Raw genomic sequence first — 18852 nt, forward strand, 5'->3', positions numbered from 1 at the left:
GCCAAACGGAGACAAATCTTTGATTTCCATACACTTTCTACTAACCGCATTTGTCGTCGTCATCGCACCCGGCACCGGAGTCATCTACACGCTTGCGATGGGTCTCGGCCAAGGCCCGAAGGCCGCAATTTGGGCTGCATTGGGATGCACCTTCGGGATATTGCCACACCTTGCGGCCGCCACATTGGGGTTGGCGGCGGTGCTTCATACGTCCGCAGTGTTATTCAACGTGGTCAAATTCGCGGGCGTCGCTTACTTGCTCTATCTCGCGTGGCAGGCGGTACGTAGCGATGGCGCACTGGCTGTGACAGCAGAGCGCAGGATTCAGGCAGGGTTCGTCATCGCCCGCCGGGGTGCCCTGATCAACATCTTGAACCCGAAATTATCGGTGTTCTTTCTTGCTCTTTTGCCGCCATTCCTGAGCGGCGTGCCCTCAACCGCCACTTTGGAGATGGCTGTGCTGGGCGGGATCTTCATGGCAATGACGTTTGCTGTATTTGTGCTTTACGGGCTGTTCGCCGCCAAAGCACGCGAATTGCTTCTTGGCAGTGAGCGGGTGATGCGTTGGTTGAACCGCAGCTTTGCCGCAATCTTTGTGGCCTTGGCGGGGCGTCTGGCAATGGAGCGGGCATGAGCGATAAGGAAACGCTTGAGGTCTATGCACAGGCCGCAGGTAAATACGCGGAAAAATTTGCTCGCATCGACGACATCGACGTGGATCAGTTCAGCGATCTGACCGCGTTCTTCGAGCGGCTTCCCGACAATGGTCTCGTCTTGGACTTTGGCTGCGGTCCGGGCCAATGGGCCGACAAAATTCGGACTGCCGGCTATCGCGTCGAGGCAATGGATGCCTCCCCGGAAATGGCGGACCTTGCAAAGGCGGCCTTTGACCTCGACGTGACAGTGGGAACCTTTGAAAGCCTCGACGCGAACGCCCGATATGACGGCATCTGGGCAAACTTCTCTTTGTTGCACGCCCCGAAGTCGGAGTTTCCGCAGCACCTTCTGCGCGTTAAAAATGCGCTAAAGCCCAGCGGCGCCCTTCATCTTGGAATGAAACTCGGCGAAGGCGAGGCGCGCGACCATTTGGGGCGGTTCTATAGTTACTATTCACCCGAGGAACTGACCGGGATTTTGGAAAACGCGGGTTTTACGGTGTTTCGGCAAAGAACAGGCAGTGGCACCGGTTTGGCTGGTACCAAGGACTCATTTGTCATACTCACCGCGCATGGCTGATTTGTTTGCATATACGGATGGCGCTTGCTCAGGAAATCCCGGCCCCGGCGGCTGGGGTGTCCTCATGCAGGCCAAGGATGGCGACAGCGTCGTCAAAGAACGCCCGCTGAATGGTGGCGCCGCAGAAACCACCAACAACAAGATGGAGCTCATGGCAGCGATCATGGCGCTTGAAACGCTGGAGCGGCCCAGCAAGATCACGGTGGTCACAGACAGTTCTTACGTCAAAGACGGTGTCACAGGCTGGATCCACGGCTGGAAGCGCAACGGATGGAAAACGTCCGCCAAGAAACCTGTGAAAAACGTCGAGTTGTGGCAAAGGCTTGATGCGGCTCAGTCCCGACATGATGTCACTTGGGAATGGGTCAAAGGCCATGCCGGCCATCCGGAAAACGAACGCGCCGACGAATTGGCACGCGAAGGAATGGCACCTTTCAAACCAAAAAAATAAGGCGCGGGATCGCCGCGCCTTTCTCTGTTTAGCCGACTGCCCCCGTCAGGCGGCGTTTGCCGCGTTGGCAGCACTGACCTGATCACGGGCCTTGAGCTTGGCAAGGAAGGCTTTTGTCGCGGGTTGGCGGCGCGCTTTTCGCGCCATGCGCTGCGCCCAGTCAATTGCTGCCTCATGATGCTTGGCGAGCGTTTCGTCCTTCAGCAACTCCGTCTTGATCGCAATGGCCGCATCAAACCGCTCTGCAAGGCGGGTGTCGGTCTCGTGGTTCTTGTCGAACTTGTCCCAGTAAGGCAGTTGCAGCTTGCCTTTCACATGATTGGCGCGGCCGCGGCGTTGCTTGTTCAGGAAGCCATCCAGTGAACGCAACGCGTAGTGGTTGAGTTGCGCCACGTCATAACCAAAGCCTTTGTCGATATGCAGAGCGCCTTTGATCTGGCGATCATCAAGCTTCGTGCCATCTGGTGTGACCCAGTTGATGTCAGTCGCATCCGGTTCGATGAACGGTCGGTGCACGCCCATCCGGTTGAACTTGTCGTTGTTGCGATAGAGCGTTTTGAAAAATCGATGCGGGAGCATGTCTGCTGTTGGCACTTCCGGCTCAGCTTGCAGGAACTGCTGCGGCACCGGCGTATCCGAGATCTCCTCAATCCCCGCGTTGCCAAAAATGCGCCAGACCAGCGAAATCGCATCCGCTTCTGGATGGGTGTCGATCAACGCCTTGAACGTGCCGTCGCCAACCCCGATCTGCAGGAATTCGTCCACATCGACCACAAGGATATAGTCCGCATCCTGCACCACAGGCTCGTGCTGCGCCCACATCAATGCACTCTTGTGCGGACCGCGCTTCATTACGCGATTGAACCGGTGATGGATTTCGCCCATGCGGTTCAGGTTGCGCAGGATCAGGTCGGTCTGATCGCTGCAATCATTGGTGAAAACCACAATGTCGGTCGCACCCAATGCTTTGTAATGCGCCACCCAGTCGAGGATATAGGCACCCTCGTCTTTCATGGTGGTGACAACTGTCACCTTTGGTGCAGCGGAATCGCCGCCGAATCCGAAGAAAGCCACTGTCTCTGCCTCATGCTCTTGGGCAGCTCATTTGACGGCCACCCCTGTATTGAGCGCAAATTAGCAAGCGGACGGGGCAGGCGTCTACATTTTTAATTGAATCAAGGGCTTTCGCGGCAGAAGAGTCACAGCCCGACTATTTGCGGAAATGTGTCGGCACGATGATCAAGGCGCCGACCGAGGAGATGATCGCATTCATCCCCGGACTGCCAAAACCGATGTGAAACATGCGCGAGATCATAAAAAACACGAACGCCCCACCCACGCAGATGATGATCGAGGGAATATAACCGTTGCGGGTGAAACCCGACCGTTCGGCCGCATATCCGATGATCCCCGCAATAATGACGGTTCCGAAAAAGGCAAAAAACATGCGTGTCTCCCTAAAGGGTCTGACCTGCTGTCAGCGGAAAGCCCCGCAGGAACGTCTGCGCATCCTGCCCGCCTTTGCCCGCGCGTTGCAAGCGCAGCAACTGCACCGCGCCAGAGCCGCACGCCACTGTCAGAGCTTCGTCCAAAATGGTGCCCGCTGCCCCGTTGCCGGCGACAACGTGCGACGCAAGCACCTTGACCCGCTGCCCCTCGATTTCGGTCCAGGCGCCCGGAAACGGCGACAGGCCACGAATTTTGCGATCCACCTCTTCCGCGGTTTCGCTCCAGTCGATTTTGGCTTCCGACTTGTCGATCTTTTCCGCGTAGGTCACGCCATCCTCTGGCTGTGGTTCGGGCGTTAGGTCATCCAGCAGCGCGAGCGTATCGACGATGGCTTCTGATCCAAGCACTGAAAGCCTGTCATGCAATTCCGCGGTGGTTTCTGTCTCGCCAATCGCAATTTCGCGCCGCAAAAGGACGTCGCCGGTGTCCAGCCCCGCATCCATCTGCATGATACAAACGCCAGTTTGCTTGTCTCCGGCCATAATCGCGCGATGGATTGGCGCCGCTCCGCGCCAGCGAGGCAGAAGGCTCGCATGAATGTTGAGGCAGCCTTTCGTTGGCGCATCCAGAATGGCTTGCGGCAGGATCAACCCATAGGCGACAACAACTGCAACATCCGCTTCCAGAGATGCAAACTCCGCCTGCGCAGTCTCGTTGCGCAAAGACACCGGATGACGCACGTCCAAACCCAACGCCTCGGCACGTGCCTGGACGGGTGTCGGTCTGTCTTTCTTGCCGCGTCCCGCGGGACGCGGCGGCTGGCAATAGACCGCGGCAATGTCGTGGCCCGCCGCGATCAGGGCATCCAAAACCGGTACCGAAAAATCCGGCGTTCCCATAAAAACAATACGCATCTGGTTCTCCTGCTCGGGGCCTTAGCGCAGCTTGCGCGCCTTGCGGATCAACATGTCCCGCTTGGTCTTGCTGAGATGGTCGAAATACATCTTCCCGTTGATGTGATCGATCTGGTGTTGCACCGAGGTCGCCCACAGACCGACAAAATCCTTCTCCACCGTCTCACCGTTCTCATCCATATAGCGCACGGTCACCGCGCGCGGGCGGCTGATCTTGGCCGAGACACCAACAAGGTTCGGGCTTGCCTCTTCGTGCTCGCGCGGCTGCACCGAGGCGTGCAGAATTTCGGGGTTCGCCATGCGCACCGGCTGATTGCCTTCCTCGGTGGCGTCCACCACCGCAAGGCGCAGCATCACGCCGATTTGGTTTGCGCCCATGCCCACACCGGGCATCGCGTACATCGTCTCGATCAGATCATCCCAAACCTGCCGCACCTCATCGGTGATCTCTGTCACCGGCTCGGCTGCGGTCCGAAGACGTTTATCTGGCCATGGAATGCAGCGACGAACAGTCATTTGAGAGCGTATCCTTCAAGTAGGGTTTTGCGCGTCATCGCGTCGAGACGGTCCAAAGTAACGATACCGTCCAGATGATCCATTTCATGCTGAATACAGCGGGCGGAAAAACCATCGAAGTCGCCGGTTTTTTCAACTCCGTTCTCGTCCCGCCAGACCACCGAGATCTGGGATGGACGCGCCACCGGCACCATCAGATCAGGGATGGAAAGACAGCCTTCTTCCACAGTCGACGAGCTGTCACTTCGGGCTGTGATCACCGGATCAACGAACACCATGGGCGTGCGATCACCTTCTTTCCAAGTGACGTCCATCACGAACAGACGCCGAAGGTCACCGACCTGCGGTCCCGCCAATCCCCGCCCAGGCGCTGCATACATGGTTTCCAGCATATCCGCCGCCAGCACACGGATGTCCGCGTCCCCCACAGCCTCACAGGCTGTGGACAGCCGGTCATCCGGCCAACGGACGATGGGGAGGACACTCATCCCCGTGCCAGCTCGCGCTTCATCTTCTGGGACTTGCGGGTCATCATCTGACGCTTCATTGGGCCAAGATAGTCGATGAACAGTTTGCCGTTCAGATGGTCGATCTCGTGCTGCACGCACGTCGCCCACAGCCCGTCAAAGTCTTTTTCCTGCGGATTGCCGTCCATATCGATCCAGCCGACGCGAACCTCTTTGGGGCGCGTCACCTCGGCAAACTGCTCGGGAATCGACAGACATCCCTCTTCATAGACGTTGGTTTCCTCGGAGCTGCTCAAAACCTCGGGGTTGAACATCACCACCGGCTCCGGCTCGCCTTCCTTAACACAATCCATCACGATCAACCTATCCAGAACACCGACTTGCGGCGCGGCAAGGCCGATACCGGGGGCGTCGTACATGGTTTCCAGCATGTCTTCGGCCAGATTGCGCAACTCATCGCTCAGGTCGGCAACGGGCGCACAGGCCTTTTTCAGGCGGGGATCGGGGTGGATCAGGATTTGGCGTTTCATGGCCTTCATCTAAGACAGCATTGCATTTGACGCAACGGGGTTGCGCACGGCCAGCAATCCGCTAGCGTCACATCGTTCATCCGCAGCAAAGGACCCCCAAATGAGCTTTGACGAGATCATCGACCGCTTTGGCACCCATTCCGTAAAATGGGACATGATGGAGCCGATCTATGGCGTGCCTGCCAAAGACGGAATCGCGATGTGGGTGGCCGATATGGATTTCCGCCCGCCGCAATGCGTGTCGGATGCTCTAGTCAAAATGAACGAGATGGGTGTCTACGGATACTACGGTGATGATGCCGCCTATCTGGACGCCATCCGCTGGTGGATGAAAGAGCGCCACAGCTGGGACGTCGCACGCAACGAGATTTTTACGACACACGGTCTGGTGAACGGCACCGCGATGTGTGTGGACGCCTTTACCAACGCGGGTGACGGCGTCGTTCTGATGACGCCGGTTTATCACGCCTTCGCCAAGGTCATCAAAGCCGCCGGTCGCGAAGTTGTCGAATGTCAGCTTGCACTGAACGAGGGTCGCTACGAGATGGATTTCGAGGCGTGGGATGCGCAAATGAAGGGGCATGAAACCATGCTCATTCTCTGCTCGCCCCACAACCCCGGCGGCCGCGTCTGGACCCGCGACGAATTGCAGGGCGTTGCCGAATTCTGCAAACGTCACGACCTCATTCTGGTAAGCGACGAGATCCACCACGATCTGGTCTTTGCAGGCAACACCCATATCCCGATGGCCAATGTGGACGAGACCATCATGGACCGCCTGGTGATGATGACGGCCACCACCAAGACCTTCAACATCGCGGGCAGCCACTCCGGCAACGTGATCATCCCCGATCCTGACCTGCGCGCCAAATTCGGCGGACGCATGGCGGCTCTGGGCCTGTCGCCCAACAGCTTTGGCCTCTTCATGGCCGAAGCCGCCTACTCGCCCGAAGGTGCGGCTTGGGTGGATGATCTGGTGGTCTATCTGGATGGCAACCGCAAACTGTTGGACACTGCGATTGCGGACATTCCGGGGCTGGCGTCCATGGCGCTTGAGGCCACCTACCTCAGTTGGGTCGATTTCTCCGGCACCGGCATGGGGCGCGAAGAGTTCACCCGCCGTGTGGAAAAAGACGCAAGGATCGCAGTGAACCACGGCCCGACGTTTGGCACAGGCGGCGAAAACTACCTCCGCTTCAACATCGCCACCCCCCGCGCGCGGGTGCAGGAAGCCTGCGAGCGACTTGCAGAAGCGTTTTCAGATTTGCAGTGATTTAGGCGCACCAGCGCCCGAACCAAGGGGTAAAAGCGAAGCGCCCGCGTTTTGCCGGAGGCAAACCTCCGGTTTGACGGGGGCGGTTCGGGCGCTAGCCAAAGCGTTGCTTTGGCTGTTGGGGGAGAAGAACCTTGTACCAAAAATGAACGCTGACAGCGTCACCAACAAAAGTGCGTTCCGAAATTTTCGTTACAATGGACGCTTGTTTCAAAGCTACGTCTAGCTATTTCGTTTCTCATCTTGGATTGAAGGCCAAGCACCAAATTTGATTAGGAGAGCTTCAAGCGATTCTTTTACTAAGTCACAGTAGTTTTCGTCAAAGGGCTCAGTCAGCGTCTTCTCCAAAGCGCTAAGAAGCGAGTTTAGGGCCCAAAGTCGCCATCATGTATTGCCGCAGTGTGCAGGTTTTCGCCGTTCTGTTCGTCTAGCGTTCGGGAAAGAAAGTTGAACAGAGTTAGAGCTGCGTCGGCATCAAGTTTTATCTCTACATCCATTCGGTTTCCAATTTAGCCTCGAAGCTTAACCCTCGCTGACTTGTGGAGTTTGGCAATTTCGGATCCCAAACTGCCATTCATCGAAGCCCCAGCTGCCCCGTAGTCTCACCAAAGAGCAGCGGTCAGCGAAAGCTACAACCTCAGCCCTCTTTCCCCAACAACGCTACCGGCGCTTCGCTTGCCCGTTCAAAATCCACCGGCGCGCGGTCGGTCGCCAGTGTGTGGCGCTTGAACTCGTAGCGCATCTCTCCGCCTTGCTCTTCAGAAGCCACAATCAGGCATTGGTAAAGCTGCTTTCCACCGTCATAGACATCGACCAGCCCGCGCAAATGCGGGGCGTCTTCGATGTCCAGCGTAAAGCCGTCATCCTCAAACCGGATCACGCGAAAGCTGCGGCCACCTGCCTCGACACGCAGTTTGTGGCGCTGCTTCATCGCTTTTTTGCGGGCGGCATCAAGGCCGGCCTGAACCTCTGGGGGCAAATAGGTGCTCATGACGAAGTCTCCGAATACACTGGTAAAAATCAGCGTCCATCACACCATGGTCAAGCCAAGAATTTGTAAACACGCGGTCTTTGGCGAAATGCCGCAGATCGGTCACGGTCTGTGCGCAGGCGCGCAGGTGTTTTGCGCTACCGTCTGTTTTTCCGCACAGATCCGGACGCTACATTGTCGTCAAACGACAGATAACGGAGAACAAGATGGGTCTTTTGGTAGACGGAAAATGGGTCGATCAATGGTATGACACCAAATCTTCCGGTGGAAAATTCGTGCGTTCCGCGAGTCAGTTTCGCAACTGGATCACCGCCGACGGATCCGCAGGTCCAAGCGGCTCGGACGGGTTCAAGGCCGAGAGCGGGCGCTATCATCTCTTTGTTTCCTATGCCTGTCCCTGGGCACACCGCACGCTGATCTTTCGCAAACTCAAAGGTCTGGAGGACCACATCGGGATGTCTGCCGTACATCCGGACATGCTGGGAGAAGGTTGGCACTTCGCAACAGATGATCACGGAGCAACAGGGGATATCCTGTACGGCCTGAGCCACGCGCACAACCTCTACACCAAGGCTGACCCGACCTATTCGGGGCGGGTGACGGTGCCGATCCTTTGGGACAAACAGCGCGAAACGATCGTAAGCAACGAAAGCGCCGAGATCATCCGCATGTTCAACAGCGCCTTTGATGGCATCACGGGCAACACAGACGACTATTGGCCCGAAGGCCACCGTGACGAAATCGAAGAGGTCAACGCCCGAATTTACGACACCCTGAACAACGGTGTCTACAAATCCGGATTTGCCACCACGCAAGAAGCCTATGACGCAGCCGTTCACCCGCTTTTCGACACGCTCGACTGGCTCGAAGAGCGTCTGTCACATCAGCGCTATCTCATGGGCGACGCACTGACCGAGGCGGACTGGCGGCTGTTCACCACATTGATCCGTTTTGATCCCGTCTATCATCTGCATTTCAAATGCAATCGCCGGCGTTTGATGGATTACCCCAATCTCTGGGCCTATACGCGGGAGCTTTATCAGGTGCCGGGCGTGCGCGAGACTGTGAACATGGAGCACATCGTGCGCCACTATCACTACAGCCACGAAAGCATCAATCCGCATCGCATTGTGCCCATCAATCCGGTGATCGACTACGACGCGCCACACGGTCGCGGCTAGAAAGGCCGCTTGCCAAGCCATCGGAAAATCGCCTATCCGCGAGAGCAGATAGGCAAAGGATTTTCCGATGTTGGCACAGGCGCAATCCGATAACTCGCCTCCCCGCGATCATGGCGGCGGCATCGACGCGGCTGTGACCCAATACGGTGGAACGCGTGAGGACTGGCTCGACCTGTCCACCGGCATAAATCCTGTGCCTTATCCGCTACCGGAATTGACCGGCGCCGACTGGGCCGACTTGCCGGACAAGGCCGCACAGACTGCACTCATAGACGCCGCCCGCGCTTTCTGGAACGTGCCGGATGACGCCGCCATTCTGGCCGCGCCCGGCGCTTCCGCACTGATTGCGAGAATACCGGCGCTGGCCCCTTCGGCGCGGGTCGATATTCCAAAGCCGACCTACAACGAACACGCTGCTGCGTTCGCGTCGCAGGGCTGGAAGATTTCCGGCGTCAACCCAACGGCCCGGGTGCTCGTGCACCCCAACAACCCGACCGGCAGACTTTGGAACCTTGAGGACCTGACGGCTCCCCTCACCGTGATCGACGAAAGCTTCTGCGACGTGACGCCGGACAAAACGCTTATCGCGAACGCCGCCAGTAACGGTCGAATTGTCCTCAAGAGCTTCGGCAAGTTCTGGGGTCTGGCAGGCGCGCGACTGGGCTTTGCAATCGGTGATCCCGTCCTGATCGCAAAACTCTCCGATCTGACTGGCCCATGGGCCGTGTCAGGGCCCGCGCTGCGTGTTGGCGCAATGGCGCTGGGCGACTTCGCATGGGCTGAAAGAACCCGCGCACGATTGAAAGACGACGCCGGCCGACTTGACGCTTTGCTCACCAGCAAAGGAGCAACACTCGCGGGCGGAACGACTCTGTTCCGGCTTTACGAGGTCGACGACGCCGCCACATGGCAGCACCGCCTTGCACAGGACCATGTCTGGTCACGCATTTTCCCCTATTCCCGAACCTACTTGCGACTGGGACTTCCCGCGCCAGACCGCTGGGACCAGTTGGAGGCCGCGCTATGAGCCACGCCGCAGTATTGTTTCTGGCCATGCTTCTGGACGCCTTGTTGGGAGAGCCCAAGGCGCTGTGGGACCGCACACCGCATCCTGCGGTGCTGATCGGGCGCCTGATCGGCAAAGCTGAACAGAGGTTGAATGCGGGTGACAACCGTTTTGCCAAAGGCCTTCTGCTGACCGCGGCGCTGGCCGTTGGAAGTTGGGCTCTTGGTGCATTCATCTCCGCGTTTGGCTGGTTGCCCGAGCTGCTGCTCGCCGCGATTCTGCTGGCCCAGCGTTCGCTCGTGGATCATGTGCAGGCGGTTGGCGATGCGTTGCGGGTCTCCTTGGGTGACGGCAAGCGCGCCGTTGCCATGATCGTAAGCCGCGATACAGCCGCTATGGACGAGAGCGCCGTTTCCCGCTCCGCAATCGAAAGCGCTGCCGAGAATCTCAGTGACGGAGTGATTGCGCCTGCCTTCTGGTTTCTGGTCGCGGGTCTCCCGGGCCTGCTTGTCTACAAAGCCATCAACACCGCAGACAGCATGATCGGCTATCGCAATCCACGCTACGAACAGTTCGGCAAAGCAGCAGCCAAGCTTGACGACTTGCTCAACTGGATTCCGGCACGCCTGACCGCAGCCTTGATTGGTGTAACGCACCGCGTCATGTCCGACTGGCCGGCAATCGCTTCTGACGCCAGATTGCACCGGTCCCCCAACGCGGGCTGGCCGGAATCCGCAATGGCACGCGCGCTCGGCATCGCCATTGCAGGCCCACGCGCCTATGACGGCGAAATGCGGGAATTCCCATTTGTGAATGCGCACGGCCGGCGCAGTCTTTCCGCCGATGACATTGATCTCGCATGTGGTGCGCTATGGCGCGCATGGGCGCTGGCACTTGCAACCGTACTGGCAATCGCTCTCCTTTGAGCCATTGCTCTGTGACGCAGGCCTGATAGGCTCGGATTGACAGATTAAGAGGTATTTTCACTCATGCGTTTCCCTACCGCACTCTCCGCCCTCATCCTAAGCGCCAGCACTGCGATGGCCGAAGTGCCCTGCGGCGGCTCGTTCGGCAGCTTCGTCAATGGTCTCAAAAAGGAGGCCATGGCCAAAGGGTATTCCAAATCTACAGTCGACAAGTTTTTCGCCTCTGCCCGTCAGGACCCTGCAACAATCAAAGCGGACCGTTCGCAGGGGGTCTTTCAAAAACCCTTTCTGGAATTCTCCCAGAGACTGATCAGTCAGAACCGCATCAACGTTGGGCAGGCCAAGTCCAAACAATACAACAACACCTTTAAGCGCATCGAAAAACAATACGGCGTGTCGCGCGGTGTGTTGTTGGCTTTCTGGGCCTTTGAAACCGACTACGGCTCGTTTCAGGGCAATTTCAACACGCTCAACTCGCTGGTGACGCTGTCACATGATTGTCGCCGCCCCGCTCTGTTCCGCCCGCAAGTCTTTGCTGCACTGGAGCTGTACACACGCGGCGATTTCAGCCCGACCAAAACCACGGGCGCATGGGCAGGCGAGATCGGCATGGTCCAAATGCTGCCAGCCGACATCATCGAAAATGGCGTGGACGGCGATGGCGACGGCAAGGTACGTTTGAAAACCTCGGCGCAGGATGCGCTGATGTCCGGCGGCAAGATGCTGAGCCATCTCGGCTGGCGCAAAGGAGAACCGTGGCTACAGGAAGTCACGGTTCCGTCCAACCTGGACTGGTCCAAATCCGGTCTGGACACGACTCTAAACGCCCGCGAGTGGGCCAAAATGGGCGTAAAGCCCCGCTCTGGAAAGCTGGCAAACCTGCCGGCTTCGCTTCTCCTTCCGCAAGGCCGCAACGGACCGGCTTTCCTCGCCTATCCGAACTTTCACGTATATTTCGAGTGGAACAAAAGCTTCGTTTATGTGACCACCGCCGCCTATTTTGCCACCCGCCTAGAGGGCGCTCCACGATACAATATGGGCAACGCCGATCCCGGTCTTTCGGGCAACCAGATGAAAGCGCTCCAGAAAAAGCTGAAGGCCCGCGGGCATGATGTCGGCAAAGTCGATGGGATCCTTGGCAAGCTCACGCGCCGCGCGGTTCAAGCCGAGCAGAAACGTCTGGGCCTTCCGGCGGACGCCTGGCCAACTACGGAATTGCTGAACAAGCTGTGAGCTTCACTGGCGGATGGGAAACCGCATCCCGTCCGCCGTCTGAACCACAAGGCGACCGTCATTTTCGACGTAACGGTCACATCGCTCGACGCCGGTGACAAAAGTCACGCAGACAGTCGAGTTCTCGGCAACAACCCAATGGCCATACCAGGTTCCCCCACCGCCATAGACATACTGGTATTGACCGTTGCTATCGAAAACCGATTTTCCATCGTCGTAGAACGTGAGCGTCTGCCCAGACAAACGCGCATTCAATGACTCCGCGTCAAATGCCTGATCCCCCGGTTGGGTTTTCCAGTCCTGCGCGGCGACGGGTGTGGCTACGAGGGCAAGAACGGCGAATAGCGAGCGCATGGCAACCTCCTGTTTGTGGTCAGCATAAGGGCGCAATTGCTCTCGCAGGTGTCACGTTGCAGTGAACGGCAGGTCAGGCCACAAGTGTCTCTGCCGCCTTCAGATCGACGCTCACAAGCTGGCTCACGCCCTGCTCAGCCATCGTCACACCGAACAGCCGGTCCATCCGCGCCATCGTTACCGCGTGGTGGGTGATGATCAGGAAGCGCGTGTTGGTGCGGCGGCACATCTCGTCCAGCAAGTCACAGAACCGCGTCACGTTGGCATCGTCCAGCGGCGCATCAACCTCGTCCAGCACACAGATCGGCGCCGGATTGGCGAGGAACACTGCAAAGATCAGCGCCATTGCTGTCAGCGTCTGCTCCCCACCGGACAACAGCGATAGGGTCGACAGCTTTTTGCCCGGAGGCTGACACATGATTTCCAGACCGGCCTCAAGAGGGTCGTCGCTTTCCACCAGAACGAGGTTCGCCTCGCCCCCGCCAAACAGGTGGCGGAACAGCAAGCCAAAGTTGCTGTTCACTTGTTCAAAGGCAGTCAGCAGACGCTCGCGCCCTTCCTTGTTCAGGCTGGCGATCCCGTTTCGCAAAGTGGCGATCGCTTCCTCCAGATCGGTTTTTTCACCGGTCAGGGTGTCGAACTCTTCCTGGACTTCCTTAGCGTCTTCCTCTGCCCGCAGGTTCACGGCGCCCAGCGCATCGCGTTGACGCTTCAGGCGGTTCACATCGGCTTCAACCTGCGTTGCGTCCGGCATGTTGTCCGGATCGACATCCAGCCGTTCAAGCAACTCCTCAGGAGAAACTTCCTGATCTTCCATGATCCGTTCGGCGGCATAAGCAACAGTTTCCCGTGCCGCATCCGCCCTCGCTTCGCTTCTCGCCCGCGCTTCACGCGCCTCACCAGCCAGGCGCTCAGCCTCACGCGATGCGTGCTCTGCCTGCCGCGATGCTGTCTCCGCTTCAGCGAGGACATCGGCAGCCGATCTACGGCGTTCCTCGGCCTGATCGATCGCCTCGGACAACTCTTCGCGCTTGGCGGCAATTTCTTCAGGTGCGGCGCCTGCGTCGATCAGCTCCTCTTCGCTGGCGTCCTTACGCTCGGCCAGTTCGTTCATCCGCTTTTCGGCAGTTTCAAGGCGGTGGCGCCAACCGCTAATCTCTTTGGTGACTTCCTGAGAGCGCTTCAGGCGCGCCTCGCCTTCACGGCGCAACTCGTCATGTGACGACCGCCGCGACATCATCATGATCCGTGCCGCTTCGACGGTCATCTTGATGTCTTCTACCTCGGCTCGCGCGGCGTCAAGATCGCCCAAATCCGCCAAAGCGCGCTCCGCTTCCTGCAACTGGGCCCGCGCCGCCATGGCCTCTTCCTCGTGCCGCGTCACCGCAAGGCCCAGAGATTCAAGCCTGCCTTCCGCAAGGTTGCGGTCCGCTTCCGCGCGGCTCAAGGCACGGTTTGCGTCGGCCACAGCGCGATCCGCAGACCGGCGCGCCTCTCGTGCGGCCTGATCGACCTGCGCCAACTCCTGCAAACGCGATTGCAACGTTTCATGCGCTTGCACCGCGCCATCAGCCCGCGCCGTGGCTGCTGCCATGGCCTGTTTCAACTCCTCAAGGCGGTTCAACTGCTGCAGGCGCAGTGCCGCCGCGCTCGGTGCATCTTCGGCCCAGGCGCGGTATCCGTCCCACCGCCAAAGGTCACCCTCAAGCGACACAAGGCGCTGACCGGGCTTAAGCAAAGGCTGCAACTGGATGGCATCTTCGGTGGCCACCAAGCCGATCTGGCTCATACGACGTTCCAGAACCTCGGGCACAGACACATGCTCAACCAGCGACGTCACGCCAGCGGGCAAGGGCTGCACCTCATGATACTGTGGCAACACATACCAGCCCGAGGGCCCGTCTTCCTCGACTTCAGGCGCCCGAAGATCATCAGCCATAGCCGCGCCCAGCGCTTTCTCAAAGCCCTGTTGCACCTGAAGGCGATCCAGAATTTGGCCACCTTCGGCAGTGTCACGTTCGACCAGTTTCGCCAGCGCCGTTGTCTCTGCGCGCAGCGCATTCAGCTCGCCTTCGGCCTCCGAGCGTTCCGCGCGGGCGTCAGCCTCTCGCGCTTGTGTTTCCGCGCGCTCTTCCTCGACTTCGGCAAGACGTTCCTCGGCGTCCTGTGCGGCATCGATGGCTTCGGCTTCGCTTTCCCGCGCCTCTTCAAGCCCCTCAGCCGCCCGTTCCAGCGCTTCCTTTGACTCGCTCACGGCGTCACGCGCTTTGGCCGCTTCGGCCTCGTTCTTGGCCTGCGTTTTTTGTGTGTCCTCGAGCAAACGGTGCGCCGACTGGTGCCGCGCCGCAAGTCGCGCCACATCTTCTGTCATTTCAGCCAGTTCGCTCTCACGTTCCTGCAAAACCGATGCCGCCTCGCGGGCCTCGTCCTGGGCCGCCTCGAGTTTTTCGGCCTGCCCCTCGCTGGCCTTCGCCAGTTCTTTCTGTTCCCATTCGAGGCGCTCGATGGTTTCTCCTGCGTCGCGGTTCAGGCCCGCCTCGCGCTCCATGTCGCGCCCCAGTTGCAGAATGCGGTTCTTGAGCGTTTCGATGATTTGCAGCGCGTGGGCTTCCTGATCATTCAGGCTGTCACGCTGGACCTGCAGTCGCTGCAAAACAGCCGCTGCAATGGCTTCTTCCTCACGCAAAGGCGGCAGAGCATCATCTTTTGCCTGCCGCTCCTTTGCAGCCACGCGGCTCAGACCTTCGGCCTGCGCTGCCTGCGTGGTGCGGGTTTTGAGTTCGTCGTCAGCCGCCGCGCGGGCTTCATCAGCCTCGCGCCACCGGCGGTAAAGCAGCATGCCTTCGGATTGGCGCAATTCTTCGCCAATCGCCCGATAGCGAGCCGCCTGACGCGCTTGCCGCGCCAGTTGCCCCAACTGGTTGCCCAATTGTTCTATGACATCATCGACACGCGCCAGATTGGTTTCCGCACCCTTGAGTTTTAACTCAGCCTCGTGGCGACGCTGGTAAAGACCCGAGATACCCGCGGCCTCTTCAAGAATCCGTCGACGCGCCTTGGGCTTGGAGTTGATAAGTTCGGCGATTTGACCCTGCCGCACGAGTGCTGGTGAATGCGCACCTGTCGACGCGTCTGCAAACAGCATCTGCACATCGCGCGCCCGAACATCCTTGGTGTTCACCTTGTATGCGGATCCGACATCACGGGTGATGCGACGAATGATTTCCAACGCGTCGTCATCATTGAACCCGGCTGGCGCGAGCCGTTCGGAATTGTCGATTTGCAGGCTGACTTCCGCAAAATTGCGCGCAGGACGGGTCGCAGCACCGGCAAAAATCACATCTTCCATGCCGCCGCCGCGCATTGCTTTGGGGCGGTTTTCCCCCATAACCCAGCGCAGCGCTTCAAGCAGGTTGGACTTGCCGCATCCGTTCGGCCCAACCACACCCGTCAGACCATCCGCGATAATCAAATCGGTCGGATCGACAAAGCTTTTAAAGCCGGTCAGTCTGAGTTTCGAAAAGCGCAAAGCGGCGTTGGTCCCTGTCTGAGTGCCTTTGTTTTCTGGTCTGCCCGCGTGATTCCCGCAGTTTTCCAAGTCTGCAAAGGCCCAAGCGCTTGAGTCAACGCTTAACCACACGATGTGGCCGATGCGCCCGAGTTATCCACAAGATATTGGCTGAAAACCCAACGAAACGCCGCGGCACCCCGCCGCTTGTGCCCTCAACAATGTCGGAAACAGCCTTGACCCCACAGGCAAAAAGCCGCCAAACAGGGCGGGCACGGTATGTTGCTACGCTTGCGCAGTGACTCGGGAATGAGGAACGGACTTTTCCAAAGCCTCAGCCGCCCCCGCGACTGTAAGTGGCGAGCGCGCGTTCAAAACCACTGGAGGCCAACTCCGGGAAGGGAATGCACCGCGTTGACCCACGAGCCAGGAGACCGGCCGTGCAGACAGTGAAACCCTCTTGGACGCCCGTCGGGTGTGACGGGAAAGGAGAAAAGACTATGACAACCAAGACCGCGACTATCGCCGCAACAGGTTCCAACACGCTGGCATTTGCTTTCACTCTGGTGGTTGGCCTCGGCCTGCTGACCGTTTCGGGCATGGCACAGGCAACTGTCCTGCACGATGCAGCACACGACCAGCGTCACGCAATGGCATTCCCCTGCCACTAAGCGCACGCCGCACGGACCAATGACCAAAAATCTGTTGTCCAGCGCTGTGTTCGCTGGCCTGATAGCAGGGCTGATTGCCGCTCTGCTACAGTTCTTTTTTGTCATCCCGCTTCTGCTGGAAGGCGAGCTCTACGAATCCGGCGCGCGCCTGCATTTCCATGCTGACGGTACGCCAAGTTCCGACAGGGGCGCGCCCGGCCTTGGCGGAGAAACCGGTCGTCACCTCATGACCATCGGCTTCAACCTCGTGACCTACACTGGCTACGGCTTGCTAATGGTGGCGGCGATGGCCTTCGCTCGCGAACGCCGTGGCACGGAAATCACCGCTCAGAATGGCATCATCTGGGGACTTGCAGGCTTTATTGCTGTGCAGCTCGCCCCTGCAATCGGCTTACCGCCAGAGCTTCCCGGCACGCCAGCAGCAGAGCTGGGCCCGCGCCAGGTTTGGTGGATCAGCACCATCCTCGCGACCGCGGTCGGGCTGGCCCTGATCGCGTTCGGCCGCAGCCTACTGATGCACGCGGTGGGTCTCTTGGTTATTCTTGCGCCGCAGTTCGTCGGGGCACCGCATCTGGACACGTTCTGGGGCGTTGCGCCACCTGAACTTTCCGCGGAATTTGCCACCCAGAGCTTGGGATTTGCCGCCGTAGGCTGGGTAACTCTCGGCTATTTCTGCGCCTTCTTCCTCAAGCAAGGCGAAGCGGAATAAACCATCGTCAGGAGGTGGCAGGGCTTCCTCCTGACCCGCTCGATGTGGACGCAGAAGCCGCATCGGCATGACAAGGTCAAAGCGCGGGGACGCGCCCCTTTAGGCAAAACCGCAATCGTCCGGCCGGTCGTGCATCGGGTATGTCTCCATCCGCCGCTTCCACATAAAGCCCAATCAACGCCAGTGTATCGGCAAGATCGGAGTCCGGCTCGATTCCCGCAAACAGATAGGCCGTCTTCTCCGGAGCCCGAAGTGCTATCGCCACAGGCTCCGAACAAACGTTCAAACAACTTACGGTTCTGATAGCGACATCGCCGAGAGCCGGATTTGTCTGCGCCGCCTCGCGTAGCTTGGCGGCAAACGCGCCTCCGGAGGGATGCTCATTTTCTGAGCAACAGGTGTCGCAAACGAAAACTGTATGTGTCACGGCGCGGTCATTCCAATGGGCGATGCTGGACAGAGGCAAAGCGATGCCACAAATTGGCGCGCAAGACCAGAGGAGGAAATTCATGACTGACATTCGCGTCGTTCCCGGCAACCCGCGTGACCCGCAGGCGACCCGCCTTTTGCAGGCCAGCCATGCCTTGATGCAGTCGCTCTTCTCTGCCGAAGACAACCATTTCCTGTCGATCGACGAACTTTGTGTCGACACGATCCGCTTTTTTGTCGCCAAGGAAGGCGAAACAACTCTCGGCTGTGCGGCTTTGGCCAACAAGGGCGACTACGGCGAGATCAAATCCATGTTTGTCGATCCCAATGCACGGGGCAAAGGCATCGCTCACAAATTGATGCACACCCTAGACCAGGAGGCGCGAACGCAAGGGCTTACAGTGCTGAAGCTGGAAACCGGAGACACCCTGACACAGGCGCATAGCCTCTATCATGCACACGGTTTCACGGATTGCGGGCCCTTTGGAGACTACGAAGAAAGCGACGCTTCGATCTTCATGACGAAAACGCTGGCCTAGCTGCAATCCGGTTCAAGATAGGCCGTCGCGCCGCCTGACGGAACGAAGATGTCCACTACGTCACAGTCTTGTTCCTTCAGGTAACTCAATACCGGCGGCGGACCATCGTCCGCTGCACAATCCAATATGCCGGTGACTTTGGCCGCGTCGCCCCGAATTTCGATGACGTCGCAGCCAGTGATCACTTCCATCGCGAGTTCAGCACGCCGCGCCACCCTACCAAGGCGCGGCGCGTATTGGACGTTTACGCGGATCGCTTCGGCCAAACGCCCCTTTTGACGGACATCGAAGGTGCTGCCATCCACCGACACCCGAGTCACCTCGACACCGTGGTAGTGGGGACTCGGCATATTGCACGCCGACACAAAAACAAAAACAATCCACAAACGCATGGCTCGAGCGTGCCAATTCAAGGTTAACGAACTCTTACCGCCCGAGGATGCCTTGCGCCGCCACCCCGCCTGTGGTC

At 58.9% G+C, this 18852-nt stretch carries 23 protein-coding genes and 1 riboswitch; of the genes, 11 read left to right on the plus strand and 12 right to left on the minus strand.

The window, feature by feature from the left end; genetic code table 11:
* Nucleotides 1–19 precede the first annotated feature (19 nt).
* From BXY66_RS15375 to rnhA, 3 genes are read left to right on the plus strand one after another with little or no spacing between them, the layout of a single operon-like run.
* Nucleotides 20–634: a LysE family translocator gene (locus tag BXY66_RS15375; protein ID WP_132861274.1), complete on the plus strand. Its 615-nt coding sequence runs from the start codon at nucleotides 20–22 to the stop codon at nucleotides 632–634.
* Entirely contained in the window at nucleotides 631–1236 is a 606-nt protein-coding gene (locus BXY66_RS15380; RefSeq protein ID WP_132861275.1) for a class I SAM-dependent methyltransferase, read from the plus strand. The genes BXY66_RS15375 and BXY66_RS15380 overlap by 4 nt, the downstream gene beginning before the upstream one ends.
* Complete coding sequence (gene rnhA / locus BXY66_RS15385; protein WP_132861276.1) at nucleotides 1229–1687, plus strand: ribonuclease HI; 459 nt, start codon at nucleotides 1229–1231, stop codon at nucleotides 1685–1687. Before BXY66_RS15380 ends, rnhA begins: the two co-directional genes overlap by 8 nt.
* Nucleotides 1688–1732: 45 nt before the next feature.
* Here rnhA and BXY66_RS15390 read toward each other — a convergent pair whose 3' ends face one another.
* From BXY66_RS15390 to def (BXY66_RS15415), 6 genes are all read right to left on the minus strand, one after another.
* Nucleotides 1733–2761 carry a glycosyltransferase family 2 protein gene (locus BXY66_RS15390; RefSeq protein ID WP_132861277.1) on the minus strand — a complete coding sequence of 343 codons (1029 nt, stop codon included), beginning with the start codon at nucleotides 2759–2761 and terminating at the stop codon, nucleotides 1733–1735.
* 136 nt (nucleotides 2762–2897) lie between these two features.
* On the minus strand, nucleotides 2898–3134 hold the full coding sequence (locus tag BXY66_RS15395; RefSeq protein WP_132861278.1) for a hypothetical protein: 237 nt from the start codon (nucleotides 3132–3134) through the stop codon (nucleotides 2898–2900).
* A 10-nt stretch (nucleotides 3135–3144) separates the two neighbouring features.
* The gene (gene fmt / locus BXY66_RS15400) at nucleotides 3145–4050 is read right to left on the minus strand and encodes a methionyl-tRNA formyltransferase (RefSeq protein WP_132861279.1); all 906 of its coding nucleotides are present in this window, start codon (nucleotides 4048–4050) and stop codon (nucleotides 3145–3147) included.
* Between the two features lie 21 nt (nucleotides 4051–4071).
* Nucleotides 4072–4566 carry a peptide deformylase gene (gene def / locus BXY66_RS15405; protein ID WP_132861280.1) on the minus strand — a complete coding sequence of 165 codons (495 nt, stop codon included), beginning with the start codon at nucleotides 4564–4566 and terminating at the stop codon, nucleotides 4072–4074.
* The gene (gene def, locus BXY66_RS15410) at nucleotides 4563–5054 is read right to left on the minus strand and encodes a peptide deformylase (RefSeq protein WP_132861281.1); all 492 of its coding nucleotides are present in this window, start codon (nucleotides 5052–5054) and stop codon (nucleotides 4563–4565) included. Before def (BXY66_RS15410) ends, def (BXY66_RS15405) begins: the two co-directional genes overlap by 4 nt.
* Nucleotides 5051–5563 carry a peptide deformylase gene (gene def / locus BXY66_RS15415; protein WP_132861282.1) on the minus strand — a complete coding sequence of 171 codons (513 nt, stop codon included), beginning with the start codon at nucleotides 5561–5563 and terminating at the stop codon, nucleotides 5051–5053. The genes def (BXY66_RS15410) and def (BXY66_RS15415) overlap by 4 nt, the downstream gene beginning before the upstream one ends.
* A 100-nt stretch (nucleotides 5564–5663) precedes the next feature.
* On the opposite strand from def (BXY66_RS15415), the gene BXY66_RS15420 reads away from it, so the two are divergent.
* On the plus strand, nucleotides 5664–6836 hold the full coding sequence (locus BXY66_RS15420) for a MalY/PatB family protein (protein ID WP_132861283.1): 1173 nt from the start codon (nucleotides 5664–5666) through the stop codon (nucleotides 6834–6836).
* 365 nt (nucleotides 6837–7201) lie between these two features.
* Here BXY66_RS15420 and BXY66_RS20710 read toward each other — a convergent pair whose 3' ends face one another.
* Nucleotides 7202–7333: a hypothetical protein gene (locus tag BXY66_RS20710; protein ID WP_279432506.1), complete on the minus strand. Its 132-nt coding sequence runs from the start codon at nucleotides 7331–7333 to the stop codon at nucleotides 7202–7204.
* A gap of 140 nt (nucleotides 7334–7473) precedes the next feature.
* On the minus strand, nucleotides 7474–7827 hold the full coding sequence (locus BXY66_RS15425; protein WP_132861284.1) for a hypothetical protein: 354 nt from the start codon (nucleotides 7825–7827) through the stop codon (nucleotides 7474–7476).
* Nucleotides 7828–8033: 206 nt separating this feature from the next.
* Between BXY66_RS15425 and BXY66_RS15430 the strand changes: the two genes are divergently transcribed.
* The 4 genes from BXY66_RS15430 to BXY66_RS15445 all read left to right on the plus strand — a co-directional run bounded on the left by BXY66_RS15430 (nucleotide 8034) and on the right by BXY66_RS15445 (nucleotide 12173).
* Nucleotides 8034–9008 carry a glutathione S-transferase family protein gene (locus BXY66_RS15430; RefSeq protein ID WP_132861285.1) on the plus strand — a complete coding sequence of 325 codons (975 nt, stop codon included), beginning with the start codon at nucleotides 8034–8036 and terminating at the stop codon, nucleotides 9006–9008.
* A gap of 67 nt (nucleotides 9009–9075) precedes the next feature.
* A complete protein-coding gene (locus tag BXY66_RS15435; protein ID WP_132861286.1) occupies nucleotides 9076–10035 on the plus strand; it encodes a threonine-phosphate decarboxylase in 960 nt (319 codons plus the stop codon).
* Nucleotides 10032–10940 (plus strand): adenosylcobinamide-phosphate synthase CbiB, encoded by a 909-nt coding sequence (gene cbiB / locus BXY66_RS15440; RefSeq protein ID WP_132861287.1) that lies wholly within the window; start codon nucleotides 10032–10034, stop codon nucleotides 10938–10940. The genes BXY66_RS15435 and cbiB overlap by 4 nt, the downstream gene beginning before the upstream one ends.
* 63 nt (nucleotides 10941–11003) lie before the next feature.
* Nucleotides 11004–12173 carry a lytic murein transglycosylase gene (locus BXY66_RS15445; protein WP_132861288.1) on the plus strand — a complete coding sequence of 390 codons (1170 nt, stop codon included), beginning with the start codon at nucleotides 11004–11006 and terminating at the stop codon, nucleotides 12171–12173.
* A gap of 3 nt (nucleotides 12174–12176) precedes the next feature.
* Here the strand turns inward: BXY66_RS15445 and BXY66_RS15450 are convergent, their stop codons facing one another.
* Complete coding sequence (locus BXY66_RS15450) at nucleotides 12177–12527, minus strand: hypothetical protein (RefSeq protein WP_132861289.1); 351 nt, start codon at nucleotides 12525–12527, stop codon at nucleotides 12177–12179.
* 73 nt (nucleotides 12528–12600) lie between these two features.
* Nucleotides 12601–16056, minus strand: coding sequence for a chromosome segregation protein SMC (smc, locus tag BXY66_RS15455; RefSeq protein ID WP_132861290.1), 3456 nt, complete (start codon nucleotides 16054–16056; stop codon nucleotides 12601–12603).
* A 237-nt stretch (nucleotides 16057–16293) separates the two neighbouring features.
* Nucleotides 16294–16492, plus strand: a riboswitch (cobalamin riboswitch).
* Between the two features lie 43 nt (nucleotides 16493–16535).
* Between smc and BXY66_RS15460 the strand changes: the two genes are divergently transcribed.
* Both BXY66_RS15460 and BXY66_RS15465 read left to right on the plus strand, forming a co-directional pair.
* The gene (locus BXY66_RS15460; RefSeq protein ID WP_132861291.1) at nucleotides 16536–16706 is read left to right on the plus strand and encodes a CbtB domain-containing protein; all 171 of its coding nucleotides are present in this window, start codon (nucleotides 16536–16538) and stop codon (nucleotides 16704–16706) included.
* Between the two features lie 19 nt (nucleotides 16707–16725).
* Nucleotides 16726–17415, plus strand: coding sequence for a CbtA family protein (locus BXY66_RS15465; protein ID WP_132861292.1), 690 nt, complete (start codon nucleotides 16726–16728; stop codon nucleotides 17413–17415).
* Between the two features lie 76 nt (nucleotides 17416–17491).
* Here BXY66_RS15465 and BXY66_RS15470 read toward each other — a convergent pair whose 3' ends face one another.
* On the minus strand, nucleotides 17492–17842 hold the full coding sequence (locus BXY66_RS15470) for a DUF1636 family protein (protein WP_165929205.1): 351 nt from the start codon (nucleotides 17840–17842) through the stop codon (nucleotides 17492–17494).
* A gap of 82 nt (nucleotides 17843–17924) precedes the next feature.
* On the opposite strand from BXY66_RS15470, the gene BXY66_RS15475 reads away from it, so the two are divergent.
* The gene (locus BXY66_RS15475) at nucleotides 17925–18383 is read left to right on the plus strand and encodes a GNAT family N-acetyltransferase (RefSeq protein WP_132861294.1); all 459 of its coding nucleotides are present in this window, start codon (nucleotides 17925–17927) and stop codon (nucleotides 18381–18383) included.
* On the opposite strand, the gene BXY66_RS15480 is transcribed toward BXY66_RS15475, so the two are convergent.
* Complete coding sequence (locus tag BXY66_RS15480; protein WP_207911338.1) at nucleotides 18380–18733, minus strand: hypothetical protein; 354 nt, start codon at nucleotides 18731–18733, stop codon at nucleotides 18380–18382. The genes BXY66_RS15475 and BXY66_RS15480 overlap by 4 nt on opposite strands.
* Between the last annotated feature and the right edge of the window lie 119 nt (nucleotides 18734–18852).

The sequence above is a fragment of the Shimia isoporae genome, assembly GCF_004346865.1.
GTDB lineage: Bacteria > Pseudomonadota > Alphaproteobacteria > Rhodobacterales > Rhodobacteraceae > Shimia > Shimia isoporae.

What these genes read in the sequence shown, in the direction of transcription:
- fmt (WP_132861279.1), bottom strand. Translation starts at nt 4,050, where the DNA reads ATGCGTATTGTTTTTATGGGAACGCCGGATTTTTCGGTACCGGTTTTG.
- BXY66_RS20710 (WP_279432506.1), bottom strand. Translation starts at nt 7,333, where the DNA reads ATGGATGTAGAGATAAAACTTGATGCCGACGCAGCTCTAACTCTGTTC.
- def (WP_132861281.1), bottom strand. Translation starts at nt 5,054, where the DNA reads ATGAGTGTCCTCCCCATCGTCCGTTGGCCGGATGACCGGCTGTCCACA.
- def (WP_132861282.1), bottom strand. Translation starts at nt 5,563, where the DNA reads ATGAAACGCCAAATCCTGATCCACCCCGATCCCCGCCTGAAAAAGGCC.
- rnhA (WP_132861276.1), top strand. Translation starts at nt 1,229, where the DNA reads ATGGCTGATTTGTTTGCATATACGGATGGCGCTTGCTCAGGAAATCCC.
- def (WP_132861280.1), bottom strand. Translation starts at nt 4,566, where the DNA reads ATGACTGTTCGTCGCTGCATTCCATGGCCAGATAAACGTCTTCGGACC.
- BXY66_RS15435 (WP_132861286.1), top strand. Translation starts at nt 9,076, where the DNA reads ATGTTGGCACAGGCGCAATCCGATAACTCGCCTCCCCGCGATCATGGC.
- BXY66_RS15480 (WP_207911338.1), bottom strand. Translation starts at nt 18,733, where the DNA reads ATGCCGAGTCCCCACTACCACGGTGTCGAGGTGACTCGGGTGTCGGTG.
- BXY66_RS15425 (WP_132861284.1), bottom strand. Translation starts at nt 7,827, where the DNA reads ATGAGCACCTATTTGCCCCCAGAGGTTCAGGCCGGCCTTGATGCCGCC.
- BXY66_RS15430 (WP_132861285.1), top strand. Translation starts at nt 8,034, where the DNA reads ATGGGTCTTTTGGTAGACGGAAAATGGGTCGATCAATGGTATGACACC.
- BXY66_RS15380 (WP_132861275.1), top strand. Translation starts at nt 631, where the DNA reads ATGAGCGATAAGGAAACGCTTGAGGTCTATGCACAGGCCGCAGGTAAA.
- cbiB (WP_132861287.1), top strand. Translation starts at nt 10,032, where the DNA reads ATGAGCCACGCCGCAGTATTGTTTCTGGCCATGCTTCTGGACGCCTTG.
- BXY66_RS15475 (WP_132861294.1), top strand. Translation starts at nt 17,925, where the DNA reads ATGACTGACATTCGCGTCGTTCCCGGCAACCCGCGTGACCCGCAGGCG.
- BXY66_RS15445 (WP_132861288.1), top strand. Translation starts at nt 11,004, where the DNA reads ATGCGTTTCCCTACCGCACTCTCCGCCCTCATCCTAAGCGCCAGCACT.
- BXY66_RS15465 (WP_132861292.1), top strand. Translation starts at nt 16,726, where the DNA reads ATGACCAAAAATCTGTTGTCCAGCGCTGTGTTCGCTGGCCTGATAGCA.
- BXY66_RS15395 (WP_132861278.1), bottom strand. Translation starts at nt 3,134, where the DNA reads ATGTTTTTTGCCTTTTTCGGAACCGTCATTATTGCGGGGATCATCGGA.
- BXY66_RS15460 (WP_132861291.1), top strand. Translation starts at nt 16,536, where the DNA reads ATGACAACCAAGACCGCGACTATCGCCGCAACAGGTTCCAACACGCTG.
- BXY66_RS15420 (WP_132861283.1), top strand. Translation starts at nt 5,664, where the DNA reads ATGAGCTTTGACGAGATCATCGACCGCTTTGGCACCCATTCCGTAAAA.
- BXY66_RS15450 (WP_132861289.1), bottom strand. Translation starts at nt 12,527, where the DNA reads ATGCGCTCGCTATTCGCCGTTCTTGCCCTCGTAGCCACACCCGTCGCC.